This window comes from Bdellovibrio bacteriovorus HD100, assembly GCF_000196175.1.
Taxonomy (GTDB): Bacteria; Bdellovibrionota; Bdellovibrionia; order Bdellovibrionales; family Bdellovibrionaceae; genus Bdellovibrio; species Bdellovibrio bacteriovorus.
Map to the genome: position 1 here is coordinate 2,857,702 of NC_005363.1, position 23,506 is coordinate 2,881,207.

A 23,506-nucleotide genomic window follows, 5' to 3' on the forward strand; every position below is an offset into this window, starting at 1 on the left:
TTTTTCACTTTGCCTCTGTTTTAAGCATTCATTTTCATGCTAGCCTTGACGATGAGGTAGGTATGAAAGCATCGTTCAAAACACATTTAGCAGTTTTAGGTTGTGTGATTGGAACCCTTTCCGCGGGTTGCGCGAAAATGAATTTTGCGCCCGTCCCTGAGCAGGACACCACCGCGGTGACTCCACCGACCACAACTCCCAGCAAAACCATCTCGACCAGTGAGGTCGTGGCTTACGGCAACAAGCAGGTCGACTTCCTGTTTGTACTGGATGATTCCAATTCGATGCTTCCCGAGCTACGAAAGCTCGCGGCCCGGATGGCCACCTTTGTAAGCTCACTGGATGCCAGCAATATCGACTGGCAGATGTGCCTGACGACCACCAGAGGCGTTTCTTCCGGTGGCTCCCTGGTCTATGGCACCCCCTACAATTGGGCCAATTATACGCCCGCTGGCGGGGCTCCGGCTTACATTCTGAAAAAAGGAACGGCCAACCTGAATACCATCTTTAATTCCACCATTGATGTCCTGACCATCGGTGGAGGCAGTTCCGGTGATGAGCGCGCCATCAAAGCCGCCCATGACCATTTTGAAGCTGCGGGTACCCATGGATGTTATCGCCCGGGCGCCGCGATATCCGTCATCGTGATTTCAGATGAAGACGAACGTTCTGTGGGGGGCGTGGCCTCCCGAGTGAAAGCCAACGATGCTGCCGGCGTGCTGTTGCCCATGGAAGCTTCCGACTTGCCTGCCAATCTGGTGGCAAAATCCAAAAGTGTCTTCGGCCCGGATGTGCGCTTCACTTTCAGTTCAATCATCGTGAAACCCGGCGACAGCGCCTGTGAAGCCGAACAGGATAAAGACACTTCTCCAAGTCACCCTGGCCACTTCTATGAAGAGGCCTCCAAACTAACAGACGGTGGCGTGGGCAGTATTTGTGATTCCGACTACAGCGCCAACCTGAACACGTTCAAGGACAAGATCGTGAACTCGCTTTCCAACCTGAACCTGGAATGCGAACCGGTTCCTGAAACCCTGAAGGTCAGTATCGACGGCTTGAACATCCTGAACTACAAGATTGAAAAGAGCATTTTGAAATTCACCTATGCGCTGATTGAAGGGACGAAAATCGACCTGCAGTACGACTGCGTGGAAGGAATCCCTTAAACGAAAAAAGCCGCTCTACGGAGCGGCTTTTTTATTGGGCCTTACTGAGCAGGCTTGGCGGCCAGCAAAGACTGGACATACGCCACCGAGTCTTTGTTAAACCACTCGATGGATCCCACGACCTTTTTGACCAGCTTGTGGTCTGTGCCCAACACCAGGGATTCCGGCAGACGCGCCACCTGGAACTGTTTCATCAAAGAGCGGTCTTCGTCATAGACGATATGGATGTTGGCACCCTTCATTTCCGGGAAGGACTTCATAAAGACATCAATATCATTGCGACTGCTGTCTCCGGAAACTGCGATCAACTGCACGTCACCCTTGAATTCTTTGATCAACTTGATCAGAGAAGGCACTTCCTCAATACAAGGCCCGCACCACGACGCCCAGAAGTTCAGAATAACCACTTTGCCCTTGAAGGATTCCAGCTCCACCGGTTTGCCATCCAGATCCTTGGTCACAAAGTTAGGAACACCCTCTTTTTCCATAGCTTCGATCGTGGCATAGCCAGCAGGCGCCTGGTTGAGTTTGCTGGCAAAGAACTGTGTGTAGGCCCACAGGCCCGCTGCTGCCAGGATAAAGACAATGCCGAAGGCTTTAAGGTGCTGTTTCATGGGACTCCCCTTCCAGCTCAAAGAGTTAAGTGATCAAGGTAAAGACTGTCGCTGGGGATGGCAAGACGCAGTGGTGATAAATCAGCGAAACAAAGGGCTGCAGAAGCGAATCACAAATTAAAAATAATCTTACATTTGAAGCCGACTAATCCCGGCAGATCGAAATCAAGGATGGCGGAAAATAAAAAAGGCCCAAGTTTCCTTGAGCCTTTTTTGAAGATCTTAATCAGATCCCAGAATTAAGCGCGAGCTGCAGATGCTGCTCTGTCTTTTTTCTGAGCCTTTTTAACAGCTTTTTTCTTCGCTGCTACTGCTTTAGTGGAAGCTTTTTTAGCAGTGGCTTTTTTTGCCGGAGCTTTTGCAGCTTTCGCAGTTTTAGCGGACTTTTCAGATTTCTCTGCAGTGTCAGCTGTTTTAGCTTCGAAATCGTAGTCTACGAACTCAAGGAATGCCATTTCAGCAGTGTCACCTGGGCGACGACCGATCTTGATGATACGAGTGTAACCACCAGGACGTGTTTTGAAACGAGGAGACAAATCCTTCATGATAGTTGCAACTGCTTCTTTGTTAGGGAAACGGGACAACAACAATCTTGTTGTAGACAAATCACCTTTTTTGCCAAGAGTGATGGCTTTTTCAACGTGGCGACGTACTTCTTTAGCACGGTCAACAGTTGTAGTGATACGGCCGTGCTCGATCAAAGAAGTCACAAGACCTCTCAACAAAGCTTTTCTTGGGCCAGATTTACGATCGAAATGTTTTACTCTTCTTCTGTGTGAACTCATTTTATTCTCCGGTTAAACGGGCTGACCGTATCAGGTATCAGCACGATAGAACACTCTTTGGTTAGTTGGTCGAGTGTTGCTTTTTCAGGGCTCCGAGCCCTCGCAGCCCCGCAGGGCCGCGTGTTCAAACACCATTCGTGGTGTCTATTTTTTGGTTACTGTTGAGTCTCTCTCTTTTGAGGAGGTTGACTTGGATCCCAACCAGCCGGTGGCCAGCCTTCGATCTTCATGCCAAGGCCCAATCCCATTTCGCCCAGGATTTCTTTGATTTCATTCAAAGATTTACGGCCGAAGTTTTTGGTTTTAAGCATTTCCGCCTCAGAACGTACTACCAACTCGCCGATGTAGCGGATGTTAGCGTTTTTCAAGCAGTTCGCAGAACGAACAGAAAGCTCAAGGTCATCAACAGAACGGAACAAGTTCTCGTTCAGAGTTGGAGAACCAAGCTCGCGTGCTTCTTCCGCAGGCTCCATAGTCTCGTCGAAAGTCAGGAAGATTTGCAGTTGTTCTTTCATGATTTTGGATGAAAGAGCTACAGCTTCTTCTGGCTTCAAAGAACCGTCTGTCCAAACTTCAAGAGTCAATGCATCGTAGTCAGTTCTTTGACCAACGCGCGCATTGGAAACATTGTAGTTCACTTTTCTGATTGGGCTGTAAAGAGCGTCAACGCCGATAAAGCCAACTGGAAGATCAGTTTCTCTGTTCTCAACTGGTACATAACCACGACCGAAACTTACAACGATTTCCGCGTTGAAGTTTGCGTTCGCGCCCAAAGTAGCGATTGGAAGATCTGGGTTCAAAACTTCGATCTTATCGGTAGTTTGGATGTCCGCTGCAGTTACTTTGCCTGGACCTTTTTTGGAGATCTTCAAAGTCAAAGAATCTGCAGTGTACTGTTTAAAGCGCACTTCTTTGAGGTTCAGGATGATGTCAGTGACGTCCTCAAGAACATCTGGGATCGTAGTGAACTCGTGCAATACGCCTTCGAACTTAACAGCTGTAATTGCAGAACCCATCATGGAGCTAAGAAGAATTCTTCTTAGGGAGTTACCCAAGGTAACGCCAAACCCTCTTTCAAGGGGACGGATAATGAATTTAGCGTAGTCATCACGAAGAGAATCACGATCAACCTCAAATCCCTTTGGTTTGATCATTTCTCTCCAAAACTTATAATAGTGCTCTTGCATAGCTCCCCCGAGAGGTAAAATTATCTTGAGTAGTATTCAACGATCATGTTCTCTTCAACAGCAACTGCTACGTCTTCACGATTCGGAAGATCTTTAACAGTTCCAGTGAACTTAGCATGATCGGCTTCAAGCCATGCTGGCACAGAGCGTCTAGCTACCGCTTGGATAGCAGACTGGATCTTAGCCATTTCGCGGCTTGATTCAGCAACTTGAATAACATCGCCTTTATTCACAAGAATGCTTGGAATGTTAGCTCTTTTACCATTCAACAGGAAATGGTTGTGCTTAACAAGCTGTCTTGCTTCGCGACGAGAATTTGCGTACCCCAAAGTGTACACAACGTTATCAAGGCGAGTCTCGAGGAATTTCAGAAGCGCATGACCGGTCAATTCTTTTGCACGGTTGGCTTCTCCAACATATTTCACAAATTGTTTCTCAGAAACGCCATAGTATCTCTTGGCTTTCTGTTTTTCACGCAATTGAAGCGCAAATTCAGAGAACTTCAAACGAGATTGACCATGTTGTCCTGGCGGATAAGGTCTTCTTTCGAAAGAACACTTATCTGTGTAACAACGGTCACCCTTCAAGAAAAGTTTCACGTTTTCGCGACGGCAAAGCTTACAAACGCTTTCGTTAATGCAGCTCACGATATACTCCTTAGATTCTTCTACGCTTAGGTGGACGGCAACCGTTGTGAGGAACTGGAGTCACGTCTTTAAGAGACAAGATTCTCATTCCAGTAGCAGCCAATGCACGAATTGCAGGCTCACGACCAGCGCCTGGTCCTTTCAAGTAAACGTCCACAGATTTCATGCCTGCTTCCATAGCTTTCTTTGCAGCGTCTTCTGCCGCGACTTGAGCTGCAAATGGAGTACCTTTACGGCTTCCTTTGAAACCGAGGTGACCTGCAGAGGACCAGGACACGGTAGCACCGGTTGGATCAGTCATCGTTACGATAACGTTACCGAACCCAGCTTGGATATAGCAGTTCCCTTGAGGAACGTTTCTTTTTACTTTTTTCTTTGTAACAGCTTTTTTATCAGTGTTCATTTACGCAACCTCAATTATACGGCTTTTTTCTTGTTAGCTACCGTCTTCTTAGGACCTTTGCGAGTACGTGCATTAGAACGAGTGTTCTGACCACGAACAGGCAAGCCTTTACGGTGGCGGATACCACGGAAGCAGTTCAAATCCATCAAACGTTTGATGGATTGACCGATTTCACGGCGCAAGTCACCTTCTACTTTGAAGTTTGCTTCAACGATGCTACGGATTTTAGCAATGTGCTCGTCAGTCAGGCCTTCAGTTCTTAGTTCAGAAGGAATACCAACTTGCTTGCAGATCATAGCAGCACGAGGACGGCCGATGCCGTAAATATAAGTCAGTGCGATTTCAACGCGCTTATTTCTAGGTAAGTCGACACCAAGGATACGTGCCATGATTAACCCTGCCTTTGCTTATGTTTAGGGTTCTCGCAGATAACGCGAATAACGCCTTTTCTTTTAATAACTTTACACTTGTTACAGATAGCCTTAACTGATGGTCTTACTTTCATAATGTCTTCCCATACGCTTATAGTTTTCACCTTTATTAAAAAAGTGAAAATTCCAGCAAAAACACGAATGCGGTCCGGCACGCTAACACCGAAAAAACACAAAGTCTAGAGATAAAAATAATACAGCCGTCTATTTTATTATTTTTTCGATCTCTTTATAGACTTCTTCGGTGTCCCTATTTCCGTCCACTTCAGTATATTTGCCTGATTTTTTATAAAACTCTTTTAGGGGGCTTGTGAACTCTTCATAAGTCTTCAGGCGGGTCTCAATAACCTCTGCCTTGTCATCATTCCGTTGAATGACCTCACCACCGCACAAATCACATTTGCCCTCTACTTTGGAGGGCTTACTGACTATATGATAGACAGCGCCGCAATTTTTACAAACGCGTCTGCCAGTCAGCCTATCCATCAAGATTCTCATTGGAACCTCAAGGAAGATAGCCTTCCCGATGGATAGATTCATTTTTACAAGTAATTCATCTAGAGCCTGAGCCTGAGCCACAGTTCTAGGGAAACCATCTAAAATAAAGTTTTGGACGCCTTTTTGAAGGACTTCTTCAACCATGCCGATAACGATGCTATCCGGCACAAGTTGACCCTTATCCATAAATTCCTGGGCCTTTTTACCAAGGTCCGTCTGCCCTTTAATGGCTGCTCTGAATAGATCGCCAGTGCTGATCTGTGTCATTCCCTGGCGTTTAATCAAAAGCTCAGACTGCGTACCTTTACCGGCCCCCGGGGCTCCAAACAGGATCAAGTTCATTAGAACTGAACCCTTCTGCTACGGATCTTAGCACCCTTAAGGAAGCCCTCATATTTCTGAGTGATCATATGAGACTGGATCTGTTGAGCAGTATCCAAAGCAACACCCACCAAGATCAACAAACTGGTACCACCGAATTGGAATGGCACGTTGAACTGGCTAACCATGATGCCTGGAAGAATACAAATAGTACAAAGATAGATACAACCAACTACGTTCACACGCTCCAAAACTCTTTGGATATAGTCAGCTGTGGACTTACCAGCGCGAACGCCCGGAACAAAGCCACCGTATTTTTTCAGATTTTCTGCCACGTCGTTAGGATTGAAAACGATCTCCGTGTAGAAGAAGGAGAAGAAGACAATCAAAGCCACGAACATGATGTTGAAGATAGCGCCAGAAGGATTCAAAGAATCCTGAAGTGCTTTCAACCAAGGCGTGTTCACGAATTGAGCCATAGTCGCCGGGAACATCAACAAAGAGCTCGCGAAGATAGGCGGAATCACACCAGAGATATTAAGTTTGATAGGAAGATGGCTTGTCGGAGTCTGCATGGACTGCATACCACCGCCGCCTTGTCTTTGAGAGTACTGAACTGTGATTCTACGCTGAGCCACTTCCATATAGATAACGGCCGCGATAATTGCCACCATGAAGGCAACCAACAAAAGAACCAATGCAAAACGCATTTCACCAGTACGAACAAGCTCCCAAAGCTGTTGAGCACCACCTGGGATCGCAGCAGCGATACCAGTGAAGATGATCAGGGAAGTACCGTTACCGATACCACGCTCTGTGATCTGCTCACCCAACCACATGATAAAGCAGGTACCTGCTGTCAATGTGATGATAGTCATGATTTGGAACGGAAGGAATGCCACAGTCGGAGCAATCACAAGTGGATGTCCATCTGGGCTTGTGGAATTCATCAACCAAGTGCTGATACCATAACCCTGGATAATCGCCAGAGCCACAGTCGCATAACGAGTGTATTGGTTGATTTTACGACGACCTTGCTCCCCTTCTTTCTTAAGAGCTTCCAGATACGGAATCGCGGAAGTCAAAAGTTGGAAGATGATGGAAGAGGAGATGTAAGGCATGATTCCCAGCGCAAAGATACTGAACTGGGAAAGCGCGCCACCTGTAAACGTGTTAAATAGGCCGAAAATCCCCTGGCTTTGAGCCTGGAAGAATGAGAGCACCGCTGAACCATCCACGCCCGGCGTCGGAACGTGTACACCAATTCTGTAAATGGCCAAAAGAGCCAATGTGAACAAGATGCGTTTACGAAGATCAGAATTTTTTGCGATGCTCTCAATTGCAGACACTACTTAATTACCTCGACTTTGCCGCCAGCAGCTTCGATAGCTTTCTTGGCGCTTTCTGAGAATTTATGAGCTTTTACAGTCAAAGCTGTTTTAAGCTCGCCATTTCCCAAAATCTTAACAGCGCCTTTGGAAATAAGTCCAGCAGCGTGTAGAGATTCAGGAGTGACTTCTCCAGAAAATTTAGCAAGTTGTCCTACGTTTACAATCTCAAAGTTGTTAGCGAACGCTACGTTGCTGAAACCGAACTTAGGAAGACGACGGTGAAGTGGAGTTTGACCACCCTCGAAGCCTCTACGCACTGTTCCACCGGTACGAGCCAACTGACCCTTGTGACCTTTAGTAGCTGTGCCGCCCATGCCAGAACCGATACCACGACCGATTCTTTTTGGAGCATGCTTGGACCCAGCTTTAGGTGCCAATGTTTTAAGCAAGCTCATGATTACCCCTTAACTTCAACATCAATAAGATGTTGAACTTTCATGATATTACCACGTGCCGCAGCAGAATCTTTCACCTCAACAGTTTGGCGAATTTTCTTAAGACCAAGGACACGAACTGCATCCTTTTGATCCTGCGTGCATTTGATAGTTGATCTTTTCAAAGTTACTACGAATGTTTTAGCCATTTTTGCCACCAGTCCGCGTATTAAAGCTGTTGTTTCAACTGCTTCAAGCCGTCGATTGTTGCTCTTACAGCGTTGTGCGGGTTACGAGTACCAACACATTTAGTAAGAATGTCTTTTACACCTACAGATTCAAGAACGGCACGAACCGCACCACCCGCGATGACACCAGTACCTGGAGCTGCTGGTTTCATGATAACCTTTGCAGCACCAAATTTACCGATAACTTCGTGAGGGATCGTACGACCTTCCTTCAAAGCTACAGATTTAGCAGATTTTTTAGCGGATCTGCTTGCTTTACCGATTGCTTCTGGAACTTCACCAGCTTTGCCGGAACCGAATCCAACATCACCAGCTTTGTTGCCTACAACTACTAGAGCTGCGAAAGAGAAGCGACGACCACCCTTAACAACTTTCGTTACGCGGTTGATCGCTACTACACGCTCTTCTAATTCAGCTGCTTGAGCTTGAACTTTCTCCACACATCACTCCTTAGAAATTCAGGCCGCCCTCACGAGCGCCGTCAGCAAGAGATTTAACACGTCCATGATAGAGATAACCGTTTCTATCGAATACTACGTCCTTGATGTTTTTGGCAGTAGCAGCTTTAGCCGCTTCCATACCAACAAGTTTCGCCATATCGATACCGGATTTGTCCTCTTTACCCAAAGAAGAAACAGCCACCAGAGTGTTGCCATCTACGTCATTGATAATCTGAGCGTAAACGTGCTTACCGCTTCTGAATACGCAAAGACGAGGTCTTTCCGCAGTTCCTTTAACGGTCTTGCGGATTCTGATCTTCTTCTTGAGGCGATTTACTTTTCTTTCGCTTGTATGCTTACTAAATTTCAATTTCATACTTTACCTCAATTATTTACCAGCAGACTTACCGGCTTTACGTCTGATCTGCTCACCAGCGTAACGAACACCTTTACCCAGGTAAGGCTCTGGTGGACGGAAGGAGCGGATTTTCGCTGCTACCTGACCAACAAGCTCTTTACTTGGACCATTCACGGTCAAGCTGGTTTGCTTCTCAACTTTAATTTCAATACCTTCTGGAATATCGAAGATAACAGGGTGAGAGAAGCCCAAAGAAAGCTCCAACTTCTTACCTGCTACGTTCGCACGATATCCAACCCCTTGAAGCTCCAAGCCTCTAGAGAAACCCTTAGTCACGCCAGTTACTGCGTTTTGAATAAGAGCTCTGTAAAGACCGTGCATCGCGCGGCTTTCTTTTGTGTCGTCATTCGGAGTCAAAACCACTTTGTTGCCGTCGATTTTCGCGGAAACATTTGGTTTCATACCGATTGTCAAAGAGCTTTTCGCGCCTTTAACGACAACTTCGTTAGCAGGGGAAACACTCACTTGTACTGTGTTATCAAAAATAACGGGTGCTTTACCAATACGAGACATGATTCACCTACCAAAGTGTCGCAAGCAATTCGCCACCGAGCTTTTGCTCTGTAGCTTGCTTACCGCTCATGATTCCTTTGCTTGTGCTGATGATGGACATGCCCATACCAGAACGAACAGTTGGAATCTTGTCAGATTTAACATAAACGCGACGACCAGGACGGCTAACACGGTCAATATTATTGATCGCGTGGCCACCAGCTTCGTCATACTTCAAATAAACACGCATAATGCCTTGTTTGCTGTCTTTAGCAACTTTAAAGCTTCTGATGAAGCCTTCGTTTACCAAGATCTGAGCAATACCGGCTCTTACTTTTGAAGCAGGCATGTCCACTTTTTCGTGTTTTGCTGCTCCAGCGTTTCTGATCATTGTAAGGAACTGAGAAATTGTATCCATTCTGAACCTCTTACCAGCTGGCTTTCGTTACGCCAGGCAATTTACCGTCAAGGGCCAATTGTCTGAACGCAATACGAGACAAACCGAACTTTCTGTAGTTACCACGAGGGCGACCAGAGATCACGCAACGAGTGATAGTGCGGTTTGGGTTAGTGTCACGAGGAAGAGCCTGCAGCTTAGTGCGTGCAGCGGCTCTTTCTTCGTCAGAAAGCTTCATATCAACAGCTTTAGCTCTCAATTCTGCTCTGTATTGAACATACTTAGCAGCAAGAGCTTTTCTTTTATTATTTTTTTCAATGCTTGCTTTACGAGCCAAGTGACACCTCTTATTTTCTGAAAGGCATGCCAAGCGCTTCAAGTAGCGCTCTGCCTTCAGTATCGTTCTTCGCAGTTGTACAGATAGTGATGTTCATCCCACGAGTTTTATCTACTTTATCGTAGTTGATCTCAGGGAACACGATCTGCTCTTTCAAGCCCATGTTGTAGTTACCACGACCGTCGAAGCCTTTGTTAGGCAAACCACGGAAGTCACGTACGCGAGGTAGTGCCAACGTGTTCAAACGATCCATGAAAGACCACATTTTCTCTCTTCTCAAAGTCACACGAACACCCAATGGGATGCCAGCGCGCAATTTGAAGTTGGAAATTGCTTTCTTTGCTTTAGTGATAACAGCTTTTTGTCCAGTGATCGCTGTGATTTCATCAACCACAGTGTTCAAGATCTTTGGATTCTGAACAGCTTCGCTCAAGCACACGCTAAGAGTGATTTTCTCCAAGCGAGGAACTTGCATCACGTTTTTAACTCCCAGTTGATTCTTCAGAGCGGGAGCGATCTCTTTATTATATCTTGTATGTAAGCGATTCATCTCATACCCCTTATAGAACTTCCGGAGCCAAAGATACGATCTTAACGAAAGACTTTGCTCTCAATTCTCTGGCTACTGGGCCAAAGATACGTGTTCCGATTGGCTCTTTAGAAGCATTGATCAAAACTGCAGAGTTGTCGTCGAAGCGGATGTAAGATCCGTCTGGACGACGAAGTTTTGCTACAGTTCTAACAACAACAGCTTTAGCTACGTCACCTTTTTTAACTTTTGCATTTGGCAGAGCTTCTTTGATGGAAACAACGATAACATCACCAATGGATGCTACACGACGTTTAGAACCACCAAGAACCTTAACGCACATAACTTCTTTTGCGCCGGAGTTGTCTGCTACATTCAGTCTGGTTTGCATTTGAATCATAACAGTCTCCTATGCCTTCGCCGTTTCAACGACTTCAGCCAAAGCCCAACGTTTAGTTTTGCTCAGAGGACGAGTTTCACGGATCTTAACGATGTCACCAATTTTTGCCTGGTTCTTTTCGTCATGAGCCTTGAATACAGACGTCTTCTTAACGTACTTACCGTACTTAGCGTGCTTAACCATGCGGTAGATCAGAACAGAGATGGTTTTATCCATCTTGTCACTGATAACTTCACCTACGACTTCAATTTTACGGCCTCTAGAATTAGTTTCAGTCATTTCCTACCCCTATCTCGCCACTTTTTTTACGATCGCTGTATTGATTTTAGCGATGTCGCGGCGAAGACCACGGATTTGCACTGGGTTAGAAAGTTGCCCAATGGAATTCTTGATACGTGCCTGGAACAACTCTTCAGAAAGAGCTGCTCTTTTCTTTTTCAATTCTGCAACAGAAAGATCTTTGATCTCTACGAACTTCATACAACTACTCCCTTACCAAGAAACGAGTTTTGAAAGGAAGTTTGTGAGCTGCACGTTCGAAAGCTTCTTTAGCTTGTTCGCGTGTCACACCGTTCATTTCGAAAAGAACTTTTCCAGGAAGAACACGAGCAACCCATAGTTCTGGGTTACCTTTACCGCTACCCATACGAGTTTCAGCAGGTTTCTTAGTTACCGGGATGTTTGGGAACACACGGCACCAGATTTTACCACCACGCTTAACAGAACGGGAGATAGCGATACGACCAGCTTCCAACTGACGAGCAGTCAGACGACCTTCCTCAACTGCCTGAAGACCGTAGTCTCCGAAGTCAAGGTTAGCGCCTCTTACTGCAAAACCAGTAGCGCGGCCTACAAATTGTTTACGCCATTTTACTCTTTTAGGACTTAACACGACCTGCCTCCTCAACTTCGCGAGCAGATAAGATATCGCCTTTATAGATCCAAACTTTCAGACCGATGATACCGTATGCTGTCAGGGATTCTGCTGTACCGTAGTCGATATCAGCACGCAATGTATGAAGAGGAACGCTCTTCTCATTGTACCACTCTGAACGCGCAATCTCTGCACCATCAAGACGCCCGGAAACACGGATCTTGATACCTCTCACGCCGCCTTTGATCGCAGCTGCAATAGATTTTTTAAGAGCTCTTCTCCAAGAGATACGTTTCTCAAGTTGTTGAGCAATGCTCTCAGCAACGAGCTGAGCATCGAGGTCTGGTTTGCGCACTTCTTGGATGCTCAGGAAAACTTCGTTGGGTGTAAGTTTCTGAACTTCCGCTTTAAGAGCGTCGATACCACTACCTTTTTTACCAATAACAACACCTGGGCGAGCTGTGGAGATGATGATTTTAATCTTCTTCGCAGCACGTTCCATTTCAATTTTCGCTACACCCGCGTTCTTAAGTTTATCCTTAAGGAACTTTCTCAAACGGATGTCTTCGTGGAGGTTTTCATAATATTGTTGACCCTTCGCATACCAGCGAGAATCCCAAGTTCTGATAACACCGACTCTTAGACCAATTGGATTAACCTTCTGACCCACGACTATTTCTCCTCGAGTACTACGTTAATGTGGCTGGTCTTCTTACGAACACCGAACGCGCGACCTTGTGCACGAGGACGGAATCTTTTAAGAACTGGACCTTGATCAACCCAGATAGCTTTAACATAAAGGCTGTCTACATCCATAACCTTTTTGTATTCAGCATTGGCAACAGCTGATTCGATTAGCTTTTTTACCATACCTGCAGTTTTTTTGTTCAGGAAAGTAAGGGTTTTAACTGCCTCGTTCACGTCTTTACCGCGAACCAGGTCAGCAACCAATCTTGCCTTCTGAGCGCCAACTCTTGCATATTTCAAGCTTGCTTTAACTTCCATAATAAACCTCTATTACTTCTTCGCAGCAGGAGCAGCGGCTTTCTTCTCAGCGTGACCATGGAAAGTTCTGGTTGGAGCAAACTCACCGAGTTTGTGACCAATCATGTTCTCTGTGATGTATACAGGAACGAACTTTCTTCCGTTATGAACTGCGAATGTCAGTCCAATTGTCTCTGGAAGAATTGTTGAGCGGCGAGACCAAGTTTTAATAACTTTTTTATCATTTTTCTCAAGTGCATTGTCGATTTTCTTCTGAACATGAGTATCGACGAATGGACCTTTTTTAATTGAGCGTGCCACCTTTTACTCCTACTTACGTCTCTTGATGATTGAAGAGTTGGTTCTCTTATTGTTTCTAGTTTTGAACCCCTTACAAGGTTGACCCCAAGGAGTTACTGGGTGATGCCCTTTACCAACGCCTTCACCACCACCGAGTGGGTGATCAACTGGATTCATGTGCATACCACGTACAGAAGGACGGATACCTCTCCAACGAGAGCGACCTGCTTTACCTAGATTGATGTTTTCATTGTCAGTGTTACCAACTTGACCGATAGAAGCACGGCAAACTGTCAACACTTGTTTCAACTCACCAGATGGCATACGTACTTGGCAGTACTTGTCGCCTTTACCAGCAAGAGTCGCGCTTGCACCAGCACCACGGCAGATTTGACCACCTTTGCCTGGACGCAATTCGATATTGTGAATAACAGTACCAACCGGAATAGCACCCAAAGTCAGGGAGTTACCTGGTTTGATATCGGCTTTATCAGAAGAGATAACAGTATCGCCAACATTCAAACCTACTGGAGCAAGGATATAAGCCTTAGCGCCATCGATGTAGGAGATCAGAGCAATACGGCAAGTTCTGTTCGGATCGTACTCGATCGCGATAACTTTTGCTGCAACTTCAAGCTTGTTACGCTTGAAATCAACCAAACGGTATTTTCTCTTATGACCGCCACCTTGGTGACGAATAGTGATTTGACCGTGATTGTTACGCGCAGCTTGTTTCTTAAGAGGAGCTAGCAAAGACTTCTCTGGAGTAGTCTTAGTGATTTCTTTGAAATCGAAACCAGTCATTCCTCTGCGACCATGAGAGCGTGGGGCAAATGTTTTAATACCCATCTTTATACTCCCTCAAAAAGAGCGATCTTCTCGCCTTCAGCAAGCTTAACGTAAGCTTTCTTCCAGTAAGCGACCTTGGTTAGACCGAATTTAGTTTGCTTAGAGTGACCGCGGCAGACGCTAGTTCTTACGCTATCAACTTTAACTTTAAAGTTTTTCTCAACAGCGGCTTTTACTTCTGTTTTAGAGGACTTCAAGTCCACTTCGAACACGTATACGCCAGCAGCGTTGTGATAAGTATTTTTCTCAGTAATGAGAGGGGCTTTAATTACTTGTTTCATTACGCCTTCTCCAATGAACAACGATCTACGATTTTAGCCACAGAATCTTTAGTGATAACAGCAGCGTCGTACTTCAATAGATCAAACACGTTCAAACCTTCAACTGGGAAGTATTTGAATGTTGGAAGATTCTTGGAAGCACGGTTGAATTTGTCATCAACTACAGAGTCAACCAATACAGCTTTTTTCAAACCGAAAGCTTGCAAACGTTTGTTAAGCTCAGCAGTTTTACCTTCAGAAGCCATGCTGTCCACGATGAACAGTTTGCCTTCTTTTTGAAGGTGAGAAAGTGCCATGCTCAGACCCAAACGACGAACTTTTTTAGGCAGAACGAAAGCGTAGCTGCGAGGCTGAGGACCGAAAGCGGTACCACCACCAGGCATCAAGATAGAACGGCTGGAACCTTGACGAGCTCCACCAGTACCTTTTTGTTTAAACGGCTTTTTACCACCACCAGACACAAGACCTTTAGTCTTAGTCATGTGAGTGCCTTGACGACGAGCCGCCAATTGCCATTGAACTACTGTGTGAAGAACTTCCTTTTTAACAGGAGTTTCGAACACGTCAGCAGCAAGCTCAACGGAACCAACTTTTTCTTTTTTCCAGTTCAATACATTTACTGTAGCCATACTATTCTCTCACCAACTTAACCAAAGTGTTTCTAGCACCTGGAACTGGCCCTTTTACCATCAGAACGTTTTCTTCAGCGATGATCTGAACAACTTCTACGTTCTTAACAGTGACAGTTTCAGCACCCAAATGACCTGGGAATTTCTTACCCGGCATTACGCGACCTGGCCATGTTCTGTTACCAGAAGAACCCGGACGACGGTGGAATTTAGAACCGTGGGATGCAGGACCACCTGCGAAGCCCCAACGCTTCACGGAACCAGCGAAACCTTTACCTTTAGACTTGGAAGTGATTTTTACGAAATCACCTTTAGCCAAGCTGTCGATAGAGATTTGCGCGCCAACAACAGTGCCTTCTGGAGCAGCTTGACGAAGTTCTTTTACGAACTGAGCGCCATTTTCGAAGCCAGCTTTTTCAAGGTGACCTTTTTCTGCTTTGTTGGAGTTTTTAGCTTTTTTAGGGTGGCAAGCCACCTGGATAGCCTCGTAACCATCAGCTTCGTTAGTTTTGATTTGAGAAACAAACCAAGGCTCGTAACGAAGAACAGTAACAGGAACAGCTTCGCCGTTCTCGTTATAGATAGTAGCCATACCTTCTTTGAAGGCGAACAGGCCGTTCAATTTAAGACCTGCAGTATTTTGAGTTTCTGTAGTTTCGCTCACGTCTTACCTCTAAACCGCAGAAAGTTTGATTTCAACATCGACACCAGCAGAAAGATCCAGCTTCATAAGCTGATCTACTGTCTGTTGAGTTGGTTCTAAAATATCGAGCATACGCTTGTGAGTTCTCACTTCGAATTGTTCACGAGATTTTTTATCTACGTGCGGAGAACGCAATACAGTGTAGCGGTTGATGCGAGTAGGCAAGGGAATTGGACCCGCAACTTTTGCGCCTGTACGACGAGCAGTCTCAACGATTTCTTTCGTCGACTGGTCAAGCAATTTATGATCGAATGCCTTCAATCTGATTCTAATCTTCTGACTTTGCATATGGACACTCTTCTCTTTTATAAAGTATCGTAATTACTAGCAAATTTGTTAACGTTCAACGTCCTGATCCCATCGAAAACTTGCCCCGAATTAGCCCTTGCGGCCTGAATCGCCTTCAACGCGGGGGGTTTTTTGTAGATATAGACGCTATGAGTGCGCGAGTATGCGCACTTTGAAATATAATGTCAAAGGGAAATATTATTTTTTTTAATATCTTCCCATTTTATGGAGAATGTCCGTTTTTACCTTCGCAGGCACAATGGCATATTCCAAAAATTCCATACTGAAGCTGGCTCGCCCTTGGCTCAAACTGCGGACATCCGTCGCATAACCAAAGAGACTCGCCAGAGGGGCTTCGGCCGAAATAACCTGACCACCACCCTGCTTCACATTCATCGCCAGGATCTTTCCACGGCGGGCATTTAAATCACCCACAATGTTCCCGACGAAATCATCCGGACAAGTCACCTCTAGCTTAAAGATAGGCTCTAAAAGCTCTACAGAGGCTGCCTTAACCGCATCCCGGAATGCCAGGGAGGCAGCCGCCTTAAAGGCCATCTCACTGGAGGAATCGGGACGAACTTCAACTGAATTTAAGGTCCCCTTAATACCCAACATCGAGCAGCTTGCCAAAGGACCGACCTCAGCAGCTTCACGGAAGCCCGATTCGGCAGCCTTCAACATAGGGGCTGTAAATTCTTTAGACACAGCCACTTTACTGATGAACTGGATGCCATCCGCCTGAGAAATAGGCTCGATGGAAAGGGAGACTTTGGCAAAGTGAGTTTCGCCAGCAATCTCACGCTCGTAAACGTGCTCTGCTTTGGCGGCAACCGTGATGGTTTCACGATAGGAAACCTGCGGCTTACCCACGTTGGCCTGGATCTTATGCTCACGAAGCAAACGATCCACAAGAATTTCCAAATGCAACTCACCCATGCCAGAAAGCAGGATTTGCCCTGTTTCCGGATCCGTGCGCAGACGGCAGGATGGATCTTCTTTTTCAAGTTTAGCCAGGCCAGCCAGCATCTTTTCCTGGTCCGCAGAGGACTTCGCCTCTACCGCCACGGAAATCACCGGCTCTGGGAAAGTGATCGTCTCAAGAACCACAGCATGAGAGCTTTCACACAGAGTGTCCCCTGTGCCTGTGAACTTAAGACCGATAACCGCGCCGATATCCCCCGCCTTCAGGCTGTTGATTTCTTCACGGGAATTCGCATGCATTTTCACCAGCTTCTGAATGCGCTCTTTTTTCTGAGTGCGCGGATTCAAAAGCTGCTCCCCGACTTTCACTTCACCGGAATAAACACGGATATAAGTCAAAGTGCCGGCAAACGGATCATTGGCGATTTTGAAAGCCAAAGCAGCCGCGTGAGCATCAAATTCAGTTTTACAGATGATTTCTTTATCAGGACGCTCAGGATCGTGACCCACGATTGCAGGCACTTCCAGAGGCGACGGAAGGTAGTCAATGACCCCATCCAACAAAGGCTGAACACCTTTGTTTTTGAAAGCGGCTCCACAGAATACCGGGAAGGCTTTCAATTCAAGAGTCCCTTTGCGCAAAGCACGTTTAAGCTCTGGCACAGTGACTTCTTCTCCATTGAGATATTTCTCAAGAAGTTCGTCTTCAAATTCAACGATCTTCTCAATGACCTCTGTGCGGAAGCGGTTTACTTCCTCTTTCATGTCATTGGGAACATCGGTAATTTCGAAATGGTCACCCATTCCGGACTGATCCCACATGTAGGCTTTATTTTCGAGCAAATCAACAACACCACGGAAGGTGTCTTCCATGCCGATTGGAACCTGCACAGGGATTGGGTTCGCGTTCAGCTTTTCTTTGATCGTCCCGAAGGACATCACAAAGTCAGCACCAACACGGTCCATTTTATTTACGAAGCAAATGCGGGGAACTTTGTATTTATCAGCCTGTTTCCAAACGGTTTCGGACTGAGGCTCAACCCCATTCACGCCGTCGAAAACTGCGATCGCGCCATCCAATACACGCAAAGAACGCTCAACTTCAATAGTGAAGTCAACGTGGCCCGGAGTATCGATGATGTTGATTCTGTGATCTTTCCAGAACGCCATGGTTGCAGCAGACGTGATAGTGATACCGCGCTCTTGCTCCTGAACCATCCAGTCCATGGTGGCATCACCATCATGGACCTCGCCGATTTTATGACTTTTACCTGTATAGTAAAGAATGCGTTCGGTGGTGGTCGTCTTACCGGCATCGATGTGAGCCATGATGCCGATATTACGAGTGTACTTGAGATCAGCTACAACTTTAGGATCTTTAGCTGACATCTGAACAGATTACCAATTGTAGTGAGAGAATGCCTTGTTGGATTCAGCCATTCTGTGAACGTCGTCTTTCTTCTTAATAGCATTTCCTCTATTATTGTACGCGTCCAAGAATTCGCCAGCCAAACGTTTCGCCATGTCTTTCTCACCGCGCTCGCGAGAGTACTCAACCAACCAACGCATAGCCAAAGCCAAACGACGGGATGGACGAACATCTACTGGAACTTGGTAAGTAGCACCACCTACACGGCGGGAGCGAACTTCGATAGACGGTTTAACGTTCTCAAGAGCTTTTTTGAAAACTGCCAAAGGCTCTTCACCTTGAACTTTGCCTTCAAGCTCTTTCAAAGCACCGTAGAACAACTTTTGAGAAGTTGCTTTTCTACCTTGAATCATCATTTTATTGATGAACTTAGCAATTACTAGATCCTTGAAAACCGGATCTGGAATGATTTCTCTTTTAAAGGTCTTTTTACGACGTGACATCTCTCAATCCTTATTTCTTAGGTCTCTTAGTACCGTATTTAGAACGGGCGCGCAGACGACCGTTTACACCTTGAAGGTCCAATACCCCACGAACGATGTGGTAACGAACACCCGGCAAATCCTTCACACGACCACCGCGGATTAGTACAACGGAGTGCTCTTGAAGGTTATGGCCGATACCAGGGATGTAAGAGATAACTTCGAAGCCATTGGAAAGACGAACTTTTGCAACTTTACGAAGTGCGGAGTTCGGCTTCTTTGGAGTCGTTGTATAAACACGTGTACAAACACCGCGACGCTGAGGACAAGAGTCCAAAGCTGGTGATTTTGTTTGGTTTTTTTGAACAGTACGCTCACTTTTGATGAGCTGATTAATTGTTGGCACTTTATATACCCCTTAAAAACAATTATGCGGTTCTGGACGCTGGAACTTACATTTCGGTGACGCCCAGGTCAAGACTTTGTTGTTAAAATTACATTTATCCATGAAAAGCGGCGTGAGGTCCCCAATCCATGAGCTTTTTACCCTACGCCGGCCTGTGAAGCCGGCGATCAGGTGGTCTTACTTTAGCCTTGAGGCTGTACGGAAGACGTCATACCCGGCAATGCGACAAAGCCGATATCGTCATCTTCATGCACAGACACTTTCCAGCGTTTGTAAGATGTCAAACCAGTTCCCGCAGGAATCAGACGACCCATGATGATATTCTCTTTCAGGCCACGCAAATGGTCTGTACGAGAATTGATCGCTGCTTCCGTAAGAACTTTTGTAGTTTCCTGGAAGGACGCTGCTGAAATCCAGCTGTCAGTGCTCAAAGAAACCTTAGTAATACCAAGAAGAAGTGGGCTGCAAGTAGCAGGTTGACCACCCTCTTTGTTAATACGTTCGTTTTCTTCCATGTAAGCGTATCTTTCAACTTGCTCACCAGCCAGGAAGCGGCTGTCGCCGGCATCACGGATTTCTACTTTACGTAGCATCTGACGAACAATGACTTCGATATGCTTGTCATTGATACCAACCCCTTGAAGTCTGTAAACTTCTTGGATTTCATCTACAAGGTATGCAGACAAGGCTTTAGCACCCAGAACCGCCAGAATGTCATGAGGATTTGTTGGACCATCCATCAAAGCCTCACCGGCTCTTACGTACTCACCTTCTCTTACAGCAACGTGCTTACCTTTAGGGATGAGGTATTCTTTTTGCTCACCCACTTCAGGAGTTACGATCACACGTTGTTTACCTTTAACGTCTTTACCGAATGTCACATAACCATCGATCTCAGAGATGATAGCTGCTTCTTTCGGTTTACGAGCCTCAAACAATTCGGCAACGCGCGGAAGACCCCCGGTGATATCCTTCGTTTTCGAAGCTTCACGGTGCATCTTCGCGATTACGTCACCCGCATGCACTTCCTGCTGATCCGCAACTAGCAACTGAGCCCCAACTGGGATCAGGTAACGAGCCGGGATGTCACGACCAGGAAGATTCAATGTTTTACCAGCGCCATCCACTAGGAAGACAGTTGGTTTAACATCGGAAGACTTGGATTCCATGATAACTTTGGTCGCGAAACCAGTTACCGCATCCACTTGCTCCTGCATTGTGGAACCTTCTTCGATATCCTGGTATTGGATCTTCGCAGAAACCTCTGCGATGATTGGATTCGAATATGGATCCCATTCCGCAACAGTCTGACCTTTGGCAACTTTGTCGCCTTCTTTGAAGTTCAAAACAGCGCCGTATACGAGCTTGAAGTTTTCACGCTCACGACCTGCTTCGTCAATCACAAGAGCAGAACCGTTACGATTCATCACAGTCAACTTACCGTTACGGTTCGTCACTGCGTGAACGTTTTGTAGTTTAACAACACCGTCATAACGGGATGTGTGAACAGATTGTTCAACCGCACGAGAAGCCGCACCACCCAAGTGGAACGTTCTCATCGTCAACTGGGTACCCGGCTCACCGATGGATTGAGCGGCGATAATACCCACTGTTTCACCCAGGTTCACAGTCGCACCACGGGACAAATCACGTCCGTAGCACTTCACGCAAACACCGCGTTTAGACTGACAGATAAGAGCAGAACGGATGTCGACTTTGTCGATACCACGGCCTTCGATGATCTTAACGTCATTTTCAGTGATTTCCTGGTTAGCACGAACCACAACTTCGTTTGTCGCTGCATCAACAACGTCTTTCAAAGCTGTACGGCCCAGGATACGGTCACCGATGTTTTGTACGATTTCACCCGCTTCGTAAATCGGAGTGATTTCCAAACCATCTTCAACACCGCAATCGATCTCGGACACAACAACGTCCTGAGCAACGTCAACCAAACGACGAGTCAGGTAACCGGAGTTCGCTGTTTTCAATGCGGTATCGGCCAAACCTTTACGCGCACCGTGCGTGGAGATGAAGTACTGGATAACTGTCAAACCTTCACGGAAGTTTGCAGTGATCGGAGTCTCGATGATCTCACCGGAAGGTTTCGCCATCAGACCACGCATACCACCCAACTGACGGATCTGAGCTGCGGAACCACGGGCTCCGGAGTCAGCCATGATGTAAATTGGATTGAAGGAAGGACCCACAACCTCTTTACCATTCACGTTGAATGTTTGCTTTTCGATCGCGTTCATACCTTCTTTAGCAATTTTGTCTGCAGTCTGCGCCCAGATGTCGACCACTTTATTGTAGCGCTCACCATCTGTGATCAAACCTTCGTCATACTGCTGCTGAATCTCAGTAACTTGTTTTTCTGCGTCAGCGATCATCGGAGCTTTCGCCGCCGGGATCACCATGTCATCGATACCGATGGACATACCTGCTGCAGTTGAATACTTGAAGCCGTATTCCATGATCTTGTCAGCAAGGATGCAGGTCGCTTTTGCACCGGCAAGACGGAAAGTCTTGTCGATCAGGGCCGCGATCTGTTTTTTACCCATTGTCACGTTCACTTCGTTGAACGGAACTTCTTTAGGAACGATATCAGAAAGGATTGCACGACCCACTGTGGTCTCTTGCAGAGTTCCGTTGATACGAACCTTACATACTGCCTGAAGGTCTACCAGACCTGTTTCAAACGCGTATTGAGCTTCCTGAACGCTGGAGAAGGCTTTGCCTGATCCTTTGGCGCCCGGACGCATACGAGTCAACCAGTACATACCCAACACGATATCCTGGGAAGGATTGATGATAGGTTTACCGTTGGCAGGAGAAAGGATGTTGTTCGTGGACATCATCAGAACGCGTGCTTCAACCTGGGATTCCACAGAAAGTGGAACGTGAACTGCCATCTGGTCACCGTCGAAGTCGGCATTGAACGCCGTACATACCAACGGGTGCAGCTGGATAGCTTTACCTTCGTGAAGAACAGGCTCGAACGCCTGGATACCAAGTCTGTGCAGGGTTGGTGCACGGTTCAGAAGAACCGGGTGCTCTTTCACCACGTCAGCAAGGATATCCCAAACTTCAACTGTTTCCTGATCAACCAAGCGTTTGGCTTGTTTGATAGTGGTCGCAAGACCTTTTTCTTCAAGTTTGTTGTAAACGAATGGTTTGAACAACTCGAGAGCCATTTTCTTCGGAAGACCGCACTGATGAAGTCTCAGAGTAGGTCCAACGGTGATAACGGAACGACCAGAGTAGTCTACACGTTTACCCAAAAGGTTTTGACGGAAACGACCCTGCTTACCTTTCAACATATCAGAAAGGGAGCGAAGAGGACGTTTGTTCGGACCAGTGAAGGTCTTACCGCGACGACCGTTATCCAACAAAGCGTCCACTGCTTCTTGAAGCATACGCTTTTCGTTTCGGATGATGATGTCTGGAGCGTTCAGCTCCTGAAGACGTTTCAAACGGTTGTTACGATTGATAACACGGCGGTACAGGTCATTCAGGTCAGACGTCGCGAAACGGCCACCATCAAGAGGTACCAATGGACGAAGATCAGGAGGAAGAACCGGAAGTGCTTCCAACATCATCCACTCTGGCTTGTTGATGGAACCTTTGAAGGCCTCAACAACGCGCAGGCGTTTAGTCAATTTTTTGATACCAGCTTCAGACTTGGTGTCTTTAACTTCCAAGCGAAGTTTGCGGGAAAGGTATTCAGGATCGATTTTTTTCAAAAGATCACGAACTGCCTCGCCACCCATTCCGTATTTGAAGGATGGGCCGAACTCATTCAGAGCCGCTTGCAATGCTTCTTCAGTCAGTACCTGGCCTTCTTCCAATGTAGTTTCCATTGGATCGATAACCACGTGTGCTTCACAGTAAAGGACCTTTTCAACGTCTTTCAAAGAAAGATTCAAAAGGTTACCAATACGAGAAGGCAAAGAACGCAGGAACCAGATATGGGCTACTGGAGTCGCCAATTCGATATGACCAAGGCGCTCACGGCGAACCTTGGTCTGAGTCACTTCAACGCCGCACTTTTCACAGACGACGCCACGGTACTTCATACGTTTGTACTTACCGCACAAGCACTCATAGTCCTTGATAGGACCGAAGATTTTCGCACAGAACAAGCCGTCACGCTCAGGCTTGAAAGTACGATAGTTGATAGTTTCTGGCTTCTTAACTTCACCAAATGACCATTCACGAATCATTTCAGGTGACGCCAACGAAACTCGTACGGCGTCAAACGAAAGTGGATCTTTTGGTTTATCGAAAAAATTCAACAAGTCTCTCAAAGAACACCCCTGTTGTTAAATTATTAAAC

34 protein-coding genes are annotated in these 23,506 nt (G+C 46.4%); 1 reads left to right on the forward strand and 33 read right to left on the reverse strand.

Annotation, left to right across the window (positions count from 1 at the left end; all coding sequences use genetic code 11):
- The first annotated feature begins 62 nt into the window (after positions 1-62).
- On the forward strand, positions 63-1,166 hold the full coding sequence (locus BD_RS13490) for a hypothetical protein (RefSeq protein WP_011165325.1): 1,104 nt from the start codon (positions 63-65) through the stop codon (positions 1,164-1,166).
- 41 nt (positions 1,167-1,207) lie between these two features.
- Here the strand turns inward: BD_RS13490 and BD_RS13495 are convergent, their stop codons facing one another.
- From BD_RS13495 to rpoC, 33 genes are all read right to left on the reverse strand, one after another.
- A complete protein-coding gene (locus BD_RS13495; protein ID WP_041583612.1) occupies positions 1,208-1,780 on the reverse strand; it encodes a TlpA disulfide reductase family protein in 573 nt (190 codons plus the stop codon).
- Positions 1,781-2,019: 239 nt separating this feature from the next.
- On the reverse strand, positions 2,020-2,565 hold the full coding sequence (gene rplQ / locus BD_RS18475) for a 50S ribosomal protein L17 (RefSeq protein ID WP_011165327.1): 546 nt from the start codon (positions 2,563-2,565) through the stop codon (positions 2,020-2,022).
- Positions 2,566-2,720: 155 nt separating this feature from the next.
- Positions 2,721-3,752 (reverse strand): DNA-directed RNA polymerase subunit alpha, encoded by a 1,032-nt coding sequence (locus BD_RS13505; RefSeq protein ID WP_038448232.1) that lies wholly within the window; start codon positions 3,750-3,752, stop codon positions 2,721-2,723.
- A 20-nt stretch (positions 3,753-3,772) separates the two neighbouring features.
- The gene (rpsD, locus tag BD_RS13510) at positions 3,773-4,399 is read right to left on the reverse strand and encodes a 30S ribosomal protein S4 (RefSeq protein WP_011165329.1); all 627 of its coding nucleotides are present in this window, start codon (positions 4,397-4,399) and stop codon (positions 3,773-3,775) included.
- Between the two features lie 10 nt (positions 4,400-4,409).
- Positions 4,410-4,802, reverse strand: a complete 393-nt coding sequence (rpsK, locus tag BD_RS13515) for a 30S ribosomal protein S11 (protein ID WP_011165330.1) — start codon at positions 4,800-4,802, stop codon at positions 4,410-4,412.
- Between the two features lie 14 nt (positions 4,803-4,816).
- Positions 4,817-5,191 carry a 30S ribosomal protein S13 gene (rpsM, locus tag BD_RS13520; RefSeq protein WP_011165331.1) on the reverse strand — a complete coding sequence of 125 codons (375 nt, stop codon included), beginning with the start codon at positions 5,189-5,191 and terminating at the stop codon, positions 4,817-4,819.
- A gap of 2 nt (positions 5,192-5,193) precedes the next feature.
- Positions 5,194-5,307 carry a 50S ribosomal protein L36 gene (gene rpmJ, locus BD_RS18085; RefSeq protein ID WP_011165332.1) on the reverse strand — a complete coding sequence of 38 codons (114 nt, stop codon included), beginning with the start codon at positions 5,305-5,307 and terminating at the stop codon, positions 5,194-5,196.
- A gap of 130 nt (positions 5,308-5,437) precedes the next feature.
- The gene (locus tag BD_RS13525; protein ID WP_011165333.1) at positions 5,438-6,073 is read right to left on the reverse strand and encodes an adenylate kinase; all 636 of its coding nucleotides are present in this window, start codon (positions 6,071-6,073) and stop codon (positions 5,438-5,440) included.
- The gene (gene secY / locus BD_RS13530; protein ID WP_011165334.1) at positions 6,073-7,401 is read right to left on the reverse strand and encodes a preprotein translocase subunit SecY; all 1,329 of its coding nucleotides are present in this window, start codon (positions 7,399-7,401) and stop codon (positions 6,073-6,075) included. The genes BD_RS13525 and secY overlap by 1 nt, the downstream gene beginning before the upstream one ends.
- On the reverse strand, positions 7,401-7,838 hold the full coding sequence (gene rplO, locus BD_RS13535; RefSeq protein WP_011165335.1) for a 50S ribosomal protein L15: 438 nt from the start codon (positions 7,836-7,838) through the stop codon (positions 7,401-7,403). The genes secY and rplO overlap by 1 nt, the downstream gene beginning before the upstream one ends.
- 2 nt (positions 7,839-7,840) lie before the next feature.
- The gene (rpmD, locus tag BD_RS13540; RefSeq protein WP_038448233.1) at positions 7,841-8,026 is read right to left on the reverse strand and encodes a 50S ribosomal protein L30; all 186 of its coding nucleotides are present in this window, start codon (positions 8,024-8,026) and stop codon (positions 7,841-7,843) included.
- Between the two features lie 20 nt (positions 8,027-8,046).
- Positions 8,047-8,505 carry a 30S ribosomal protein S5 gene (gene rpsE / locus BD_RS13545; RefSeq protein WP_011165337.1) on the reverse strand — a complete coding sequence of 153 codons (459 nt, stop codon included), beginning with the start codon at positions 8,503-8,505 and terminating at the stop codon, positions 8,047-8,049.
- Between the two features lie 10 nt (positions 8,506-8,515).
- The gene (gene rplR / locus BD_RS13550; protein ID WP_011165338.1) at positions 8,516-8,881 is read right to left on the reverse strand and encodes a 50S ribosomal protein L18; all 366 of its coding nucleotides are present in this window, start codon (positions 8,879-8,881) and stop codon (positions 8,516-8,518) included.
- A 12-nt stretch (positions 8,882-8,893) separates the two neighbouring features.
- A complete protein-coding gene (gene rplF, locus BD_RS13555) occupies positions 8,894-9,436 on the reverse strand; it encodes a 50S ribosomal protein L6 (RefSeq protein WP_011165339.1) in 543 nt (180 codons plus the stop codon).
- 7 nt (positions 9,437-9,443) lie between these two features.
- Positions 9,444-9,833, reverse strand: coding sequence for a 30S ribosomal protein S8 (gene rpsH, locus BD_RS13560; protein ID WP_011165340.1), 390 nt, complete (start codon positions 9,831-9,833; stop codon positions 9,444-9,446).
- A gap of 10 nt (positions 9,834-9,843) precedes the next feature.
- Positions 9,844-10,149, reverse strand: a complete 306-nt coding sequence (gene rpsN / locus BD_RS13565) for a 30S ribosomal protein S14 (RefSeq protein WP_038448234.1) — start codon at positions 10,147-10,149, stop codon at positions 9,844-9,846.
- A 10-nt stretch (positions 10,150-10,159) separates the two neighbouring features.
- Positions 10,160-10,699, reverse strand: coding sequence for a 50S ribosomal protein L5 (gene rplE / locus BD_RS13570; protein WP_011165341.1), 540 nt, complete (start codon positions 10,697-10,699; stop codon positions 10,160-10,162).
- A gap of 10 nt (positions 10,700-10,709) precedes the next feature.
- Positions 10,710-11,078, reverse strand: coding sequence for a 50S ribosomal protein L14 (gene rplN, locus BD_RS13575; protein WP_011165342.1), 369 nt, complete (start codon positions 11,076-11,078; stop codon positions 10,710-10,712).
- A gap of 9 nt (positions 11,079-11,087) precedes the next feature.
- Positions 11,088-11,357 carry a 30S ribosomal protein S17 gene (gene rpsQ, locus BD_RS13580; protein WP_011165343.1) on the reverse strand — a complete coding sequence of 90 codons (270 nt, stop codon included), beginning with the start codon at positions 11,355-11,357 and terminating at the stop codon, positions 11,088-11,090.
- A gap of 9 nt (positions 11,358-11,366) precedes the next feature.
- Entirely contained in the window at positions 11,367-11,558 is a 192-nt protein-coding gene (gene rpmC / locus BD_RS13585; protein ID WP_011165344.1) for a 50S ribosomal protein L29, read from the reverse strand.
- A gap of 4 nt (positions 11,559-11,562) precedes the next feature.
- A complete protein-coding gene (gene rplP / locus BD_RS13590; RefSeq protein WP_011165345.1) occupies positions 11,563-11,970 on the reverse strand; it encodes a 50S ribosomal protein L16 in 408 nt (135 codons plus the stop codon).
- Positions 11,957-12,622 carry a 30S ribosomal protein S3 gene (gene rpsC / locus BD_RS13595; protein ID WP_011165346.1) on the reverse strand — a complete coding sequence of 222 codons (666 nt, stop codon included), beginning with the start codon at positions 12,620-12,622 and terminating at the stop codon, positions 11,957-11,959. The genes rplP and rpsC overlap by 14 nt, the downstream gene beginning before the upstream one ends.
- Positions 12,623-12,624: 2 nt before the next feature.
- Positions 12,625-12,957 (reverse strand): 50S ribosomal protein L22, encoded by a 333-nt coding sequence (rplV, locus tag BD_RS13600; RefSeq protein WP_011165347.1) that lies wholly within the window; start codon positions 12,955-12,957, stop codon positions 12,625-12,627.
- Between the two features lie 12 nt (positions 12,958-12,969).
- Positions 12,970-13,257: a 30S ribosomal protein S19 gene (gene rpsS, locus BD_RS13605; RefSeq protein WP_011165348.1), complete on the reverse strand. Its 288-nt coding sequence runs from the start codon at positions 13,255-13,257 to the stop codon at positions 12,970-12,972.
- 9 nt (positions 13,258-13,266) lie between these two features.
- Entirely contained in the window at positions 13,267-14,085 is an 819-nt protein-coding gene (gene rplB, locus BD_RS13610; RefSeq protein WP_011165349.1) for a 50S ribosomal protein L2, read from the reverse strand.
- A gap of 2 nt (positions 14,086-14,087) precedes the next feature.
- Positions 14,088-14,366 carry a 50S ribosomal protein L23 gene (rplW, locus tag BD_RS13615; RefSeq protein WP_011165350.1) on the reverse strand — a complete coding sequence of 93 codons (279 nt, stop codon included), beginning with the start codon at positions 14,364-14,366 and terminating at the stop codon, positions 14,088-14,090.
- Positions 14,366-14,995, reverse strand: coding sequence for a 50S ribosomal protein L4 (rplD, locus tag BD_RS13620; protein WP_011165351.1), 630 nt, complete (start codon positions 14,993-14,995; stop codon positions 14,366-14,368). Before rplD ends, rplW begins: the two co-directional genes overlap by 1 nt.
- A gap of 1 nt (position 14,996) precedes the next feature.
- A complete protein-coding gene (gene rplC, locus BD_RS13625) occupies positions 14,997-15,659 on the reverse strand; it encodes a 50S ribosomal protein L3 (RefSeq protein ID WP_011165352.1) in 663 nt (220 codons plus the stop codon).
- Positions 15,660-15,668: 9 nt separating this feature from the next.
- Positions 15,669-15,986, reverse strand: coding sequence for a 30S ribosomal protein S10 (gene rpsJ, locus BD_RS13630; protein ID WP_011165353.1), 318 nt, complete (start codon positions 15,984-15,986; stop codon positions 15,669-15,671).
- A gap of 207 nt (positions 15,987-16,193) precedes the next feature.
- The gene (gene fusA / locus BD_RS13635) at positions 16,194-18,299 is read right to left on the reverse strand and encodes an elongation factor G (RefSeq protein ID WP_011165354.1); all 2,106 of its coding nucleotides are present in this window, start codon (positions 18,297-18,299) and stop codon (positions 16,194-16,196) included.
- A 9-nt stretch (positions 18,300-18,308) separates the two neighbouring features.
- Positions 18,309-18,782 (reverse strand): 30S ribosomal protein S7, encoded by a 474-nt coding sequence (gene rpsG / locus BD_RS13640; RefSeq protein WP_011165355.1) that lies wholly within the window; start codon positions 18,780-18,782, stop codon positions 18,309-18,311.
- 10 nt (positions 18,783-18,792) lie between these two features.
- The gene (rpsL, locus tag BD_RS13645; RefSeq protein WP_011165356.1) at positions 18,793-19,167 is read right to left on the reverse strand and encodes a 30S ribosomal protein S12; all 375 of its coding nucleotides are present in this window, start codon (positions 19,165-19,167) and stop codon (positions 18,793-18,795) included.
- Positions 19,168-19,349: 182 nt separating this feature from the next.
- A complete protein-coding gene (gene rpoC, locus BD_RS13650; protein WP_011165357.1) occupies positions 19,350-23,477 on the reverse strand; it encodes a DNA-directed RNA polymerase subunit beta' in 4,128 nt (1,375 codons plus the stop codon).
- Positions 23,478-23,506 lie beyond the last annotated feature (29 nt).

What these genes read in the sequence shown, in the direction of transcription:
- BD_RS13490 (WP_011165325.1), top strand. Translation starts at nt 63, where the DNA reads ATGAAAGCATCGTTCAAAACACATTTAGCAGTTTTAGGTTGTGTGATT.
- BD_RS13495 (WP_041583612.1), bottom strand. Translation starts at nt 1,780, where the DNA reads ATGAAACAGCACCTTAAAGCCTTCGGCATTGTCTTTATCCTGGCAGCA.
- rplQ (WP_011165327.1), bottom strand. Translation starts at nt 2,565, where the DNA reads ATGAGTTCACACAGAAGAAGAGTAAAACATTTCGATCGTAAATCTGGC.
- BD_RS13505 (WP_038448232.1), bottom strand. Translation starts at nt 3,752, where the DNA reads ATGCAAGAGCACTATTATAAGTTTTGGAGAGAAATGATCAAACCAAAG.
- rpsK (WP_011165330.1), bottom strand. Translation starts at nt 4,802, where the DNA reads ATGAACACTGATAAAAAAGCTGTTACAAAGAAAAAAGTAAAAAGAAAC.
- rpsM (WP_011165331.1), bottom strand. Translation starts at nt 5,191, where the DNA reads ATGGCACGTATCCTTGGTGTCGACTTACCTAGAAATAAGCGCGTTGAA.
- rpmJ (WP_011165332.1), bottom strand. Translation starts at nt 5,307, where the DNA reads ATGAAAGTAAGACCATCAGTTAAGGCTATCTGTAACAAGTGTAAAGTT.
- BD_RS13525 (WP_011165333.1), bottom strand. Translation starts at nt 6,073, where the DNA reads ATGAACTTGATCCTGTTTGGAGCCCCGGGGGCCGGTAAAGGTACGCAG.
- rplO (WP_011165335.1), bottom strand. Translation starts at nt 7,838, where the DNA reads ATGAGCTTGCTTAAAACATTGGCACCTAAAGCTGGGTCCAAGCATGCT.
- rpmD (WP_038448233.1), bottom strand. Translation starts at nt 8,026, where the DNA reads ATGGCTAAAACATTCGTAGTAACTTTGAAAAGATCAACTATCAAATGC.
- rplR (WP_011165338.1), bottom strand. Translation starts at nt 8,881, where the DNA reads ATGAAATTGAAATTTAGTAAGCATACAAGCGAAAGAAAAGTAAATCGC.
- rplF (WP_011165339.1), bottom strand. Translation starts at nt 9,436, where the DNA reads ATGTCTCGTATTGGTAAAGCACCCGTTATTTTTGATAACACAGTACAA.
- rpsH (WP_011165340.1), bottom strand. Translation starts at nt 9,833, where the DNA reads ATGGATACAATTTCTCAGTTCCTTACAATGATCAGAAACGCTGGAGCA.
- rplE (WP_011165341.1), bottom strand. Translation starts at nt 10,699, where the DNA reads ATGAATCGCTTACATACAAGATATAATAAAGAGATCGCTCCCGCTCTG.
- rplN (WP_011165342.1), bottom strand. Translation starts at nt 11,078, where the DNA reads ATGATTCAAATGCAAACCAGACTGAATGTAGCAGACAACTCCGGCGCA.
- rpsQ (WP_011165343.1), bottom strand. Translation starts at nt 11,357, where the DNA reads ATGACTGAAACTAATTCTAGAGGCCGTAAAATTGAAGTCGTAGGTGAA.
- rpmC (WP_011165344.1), bottom strand. Translation starts at nt 11,558, where the DNA reads ATGAAGTTCGTAGAGATCAAAGATCTTTCTGTTGCAGAATTGAAAAAG.
- rplV (WP_011165347.1), bottom strand. Translation starts at nt 12,957, where the DNA reads ATGGAAGTTAAAGCAAGCTTGAAATATGCAAGAGTTGGCGCTCAGAAG.
- rplB (WP_011165349.1), bottom strand. Translation starts at nt 14,085, where the DNA reads ATGGGTATTAAAACATTTGCCCCACGCTCTCATGGTCGCAGAGGAATG.
- rplW (WP_011165350.1), bottom strand. Translation starts at nt 14,366, where the DNA reads ATGAAACAAGTAATTAAAGCCCCTCTCATTACTGAGAAAAATACTTAT.
- rplD (WP_011165351.1), bottom strand. Translation starts at nt 14,995, where the DNA reads ATGGCTACAGTAAATGTATTGAACTGGAAAAAAGAAAAAGTTGGTTCC.
- rpsJ (WP_011165353.1), bottom strand. Translation starts at nt 15,986, where the DNA reads ATGCAAAGTCAGAAGATTAGAATCAGATTGAAGGCATTCGATCATAAA.
- fusA (WP_011165354.1), bottom strand. Translation starts at nt 18,299, where the DNA reads ATGTCAGCTAAAGATCCTAAAGTTGTAGCTGATCTCAAGTACACTCGT.
- rpsG (WP_011165355.1), bottom strand. Translation starts at nt 18,782, where the DNA reads ATGTCACGTCGTAAAAAGACCTTTAAAAGAGAAATCATTCCAGATCCG.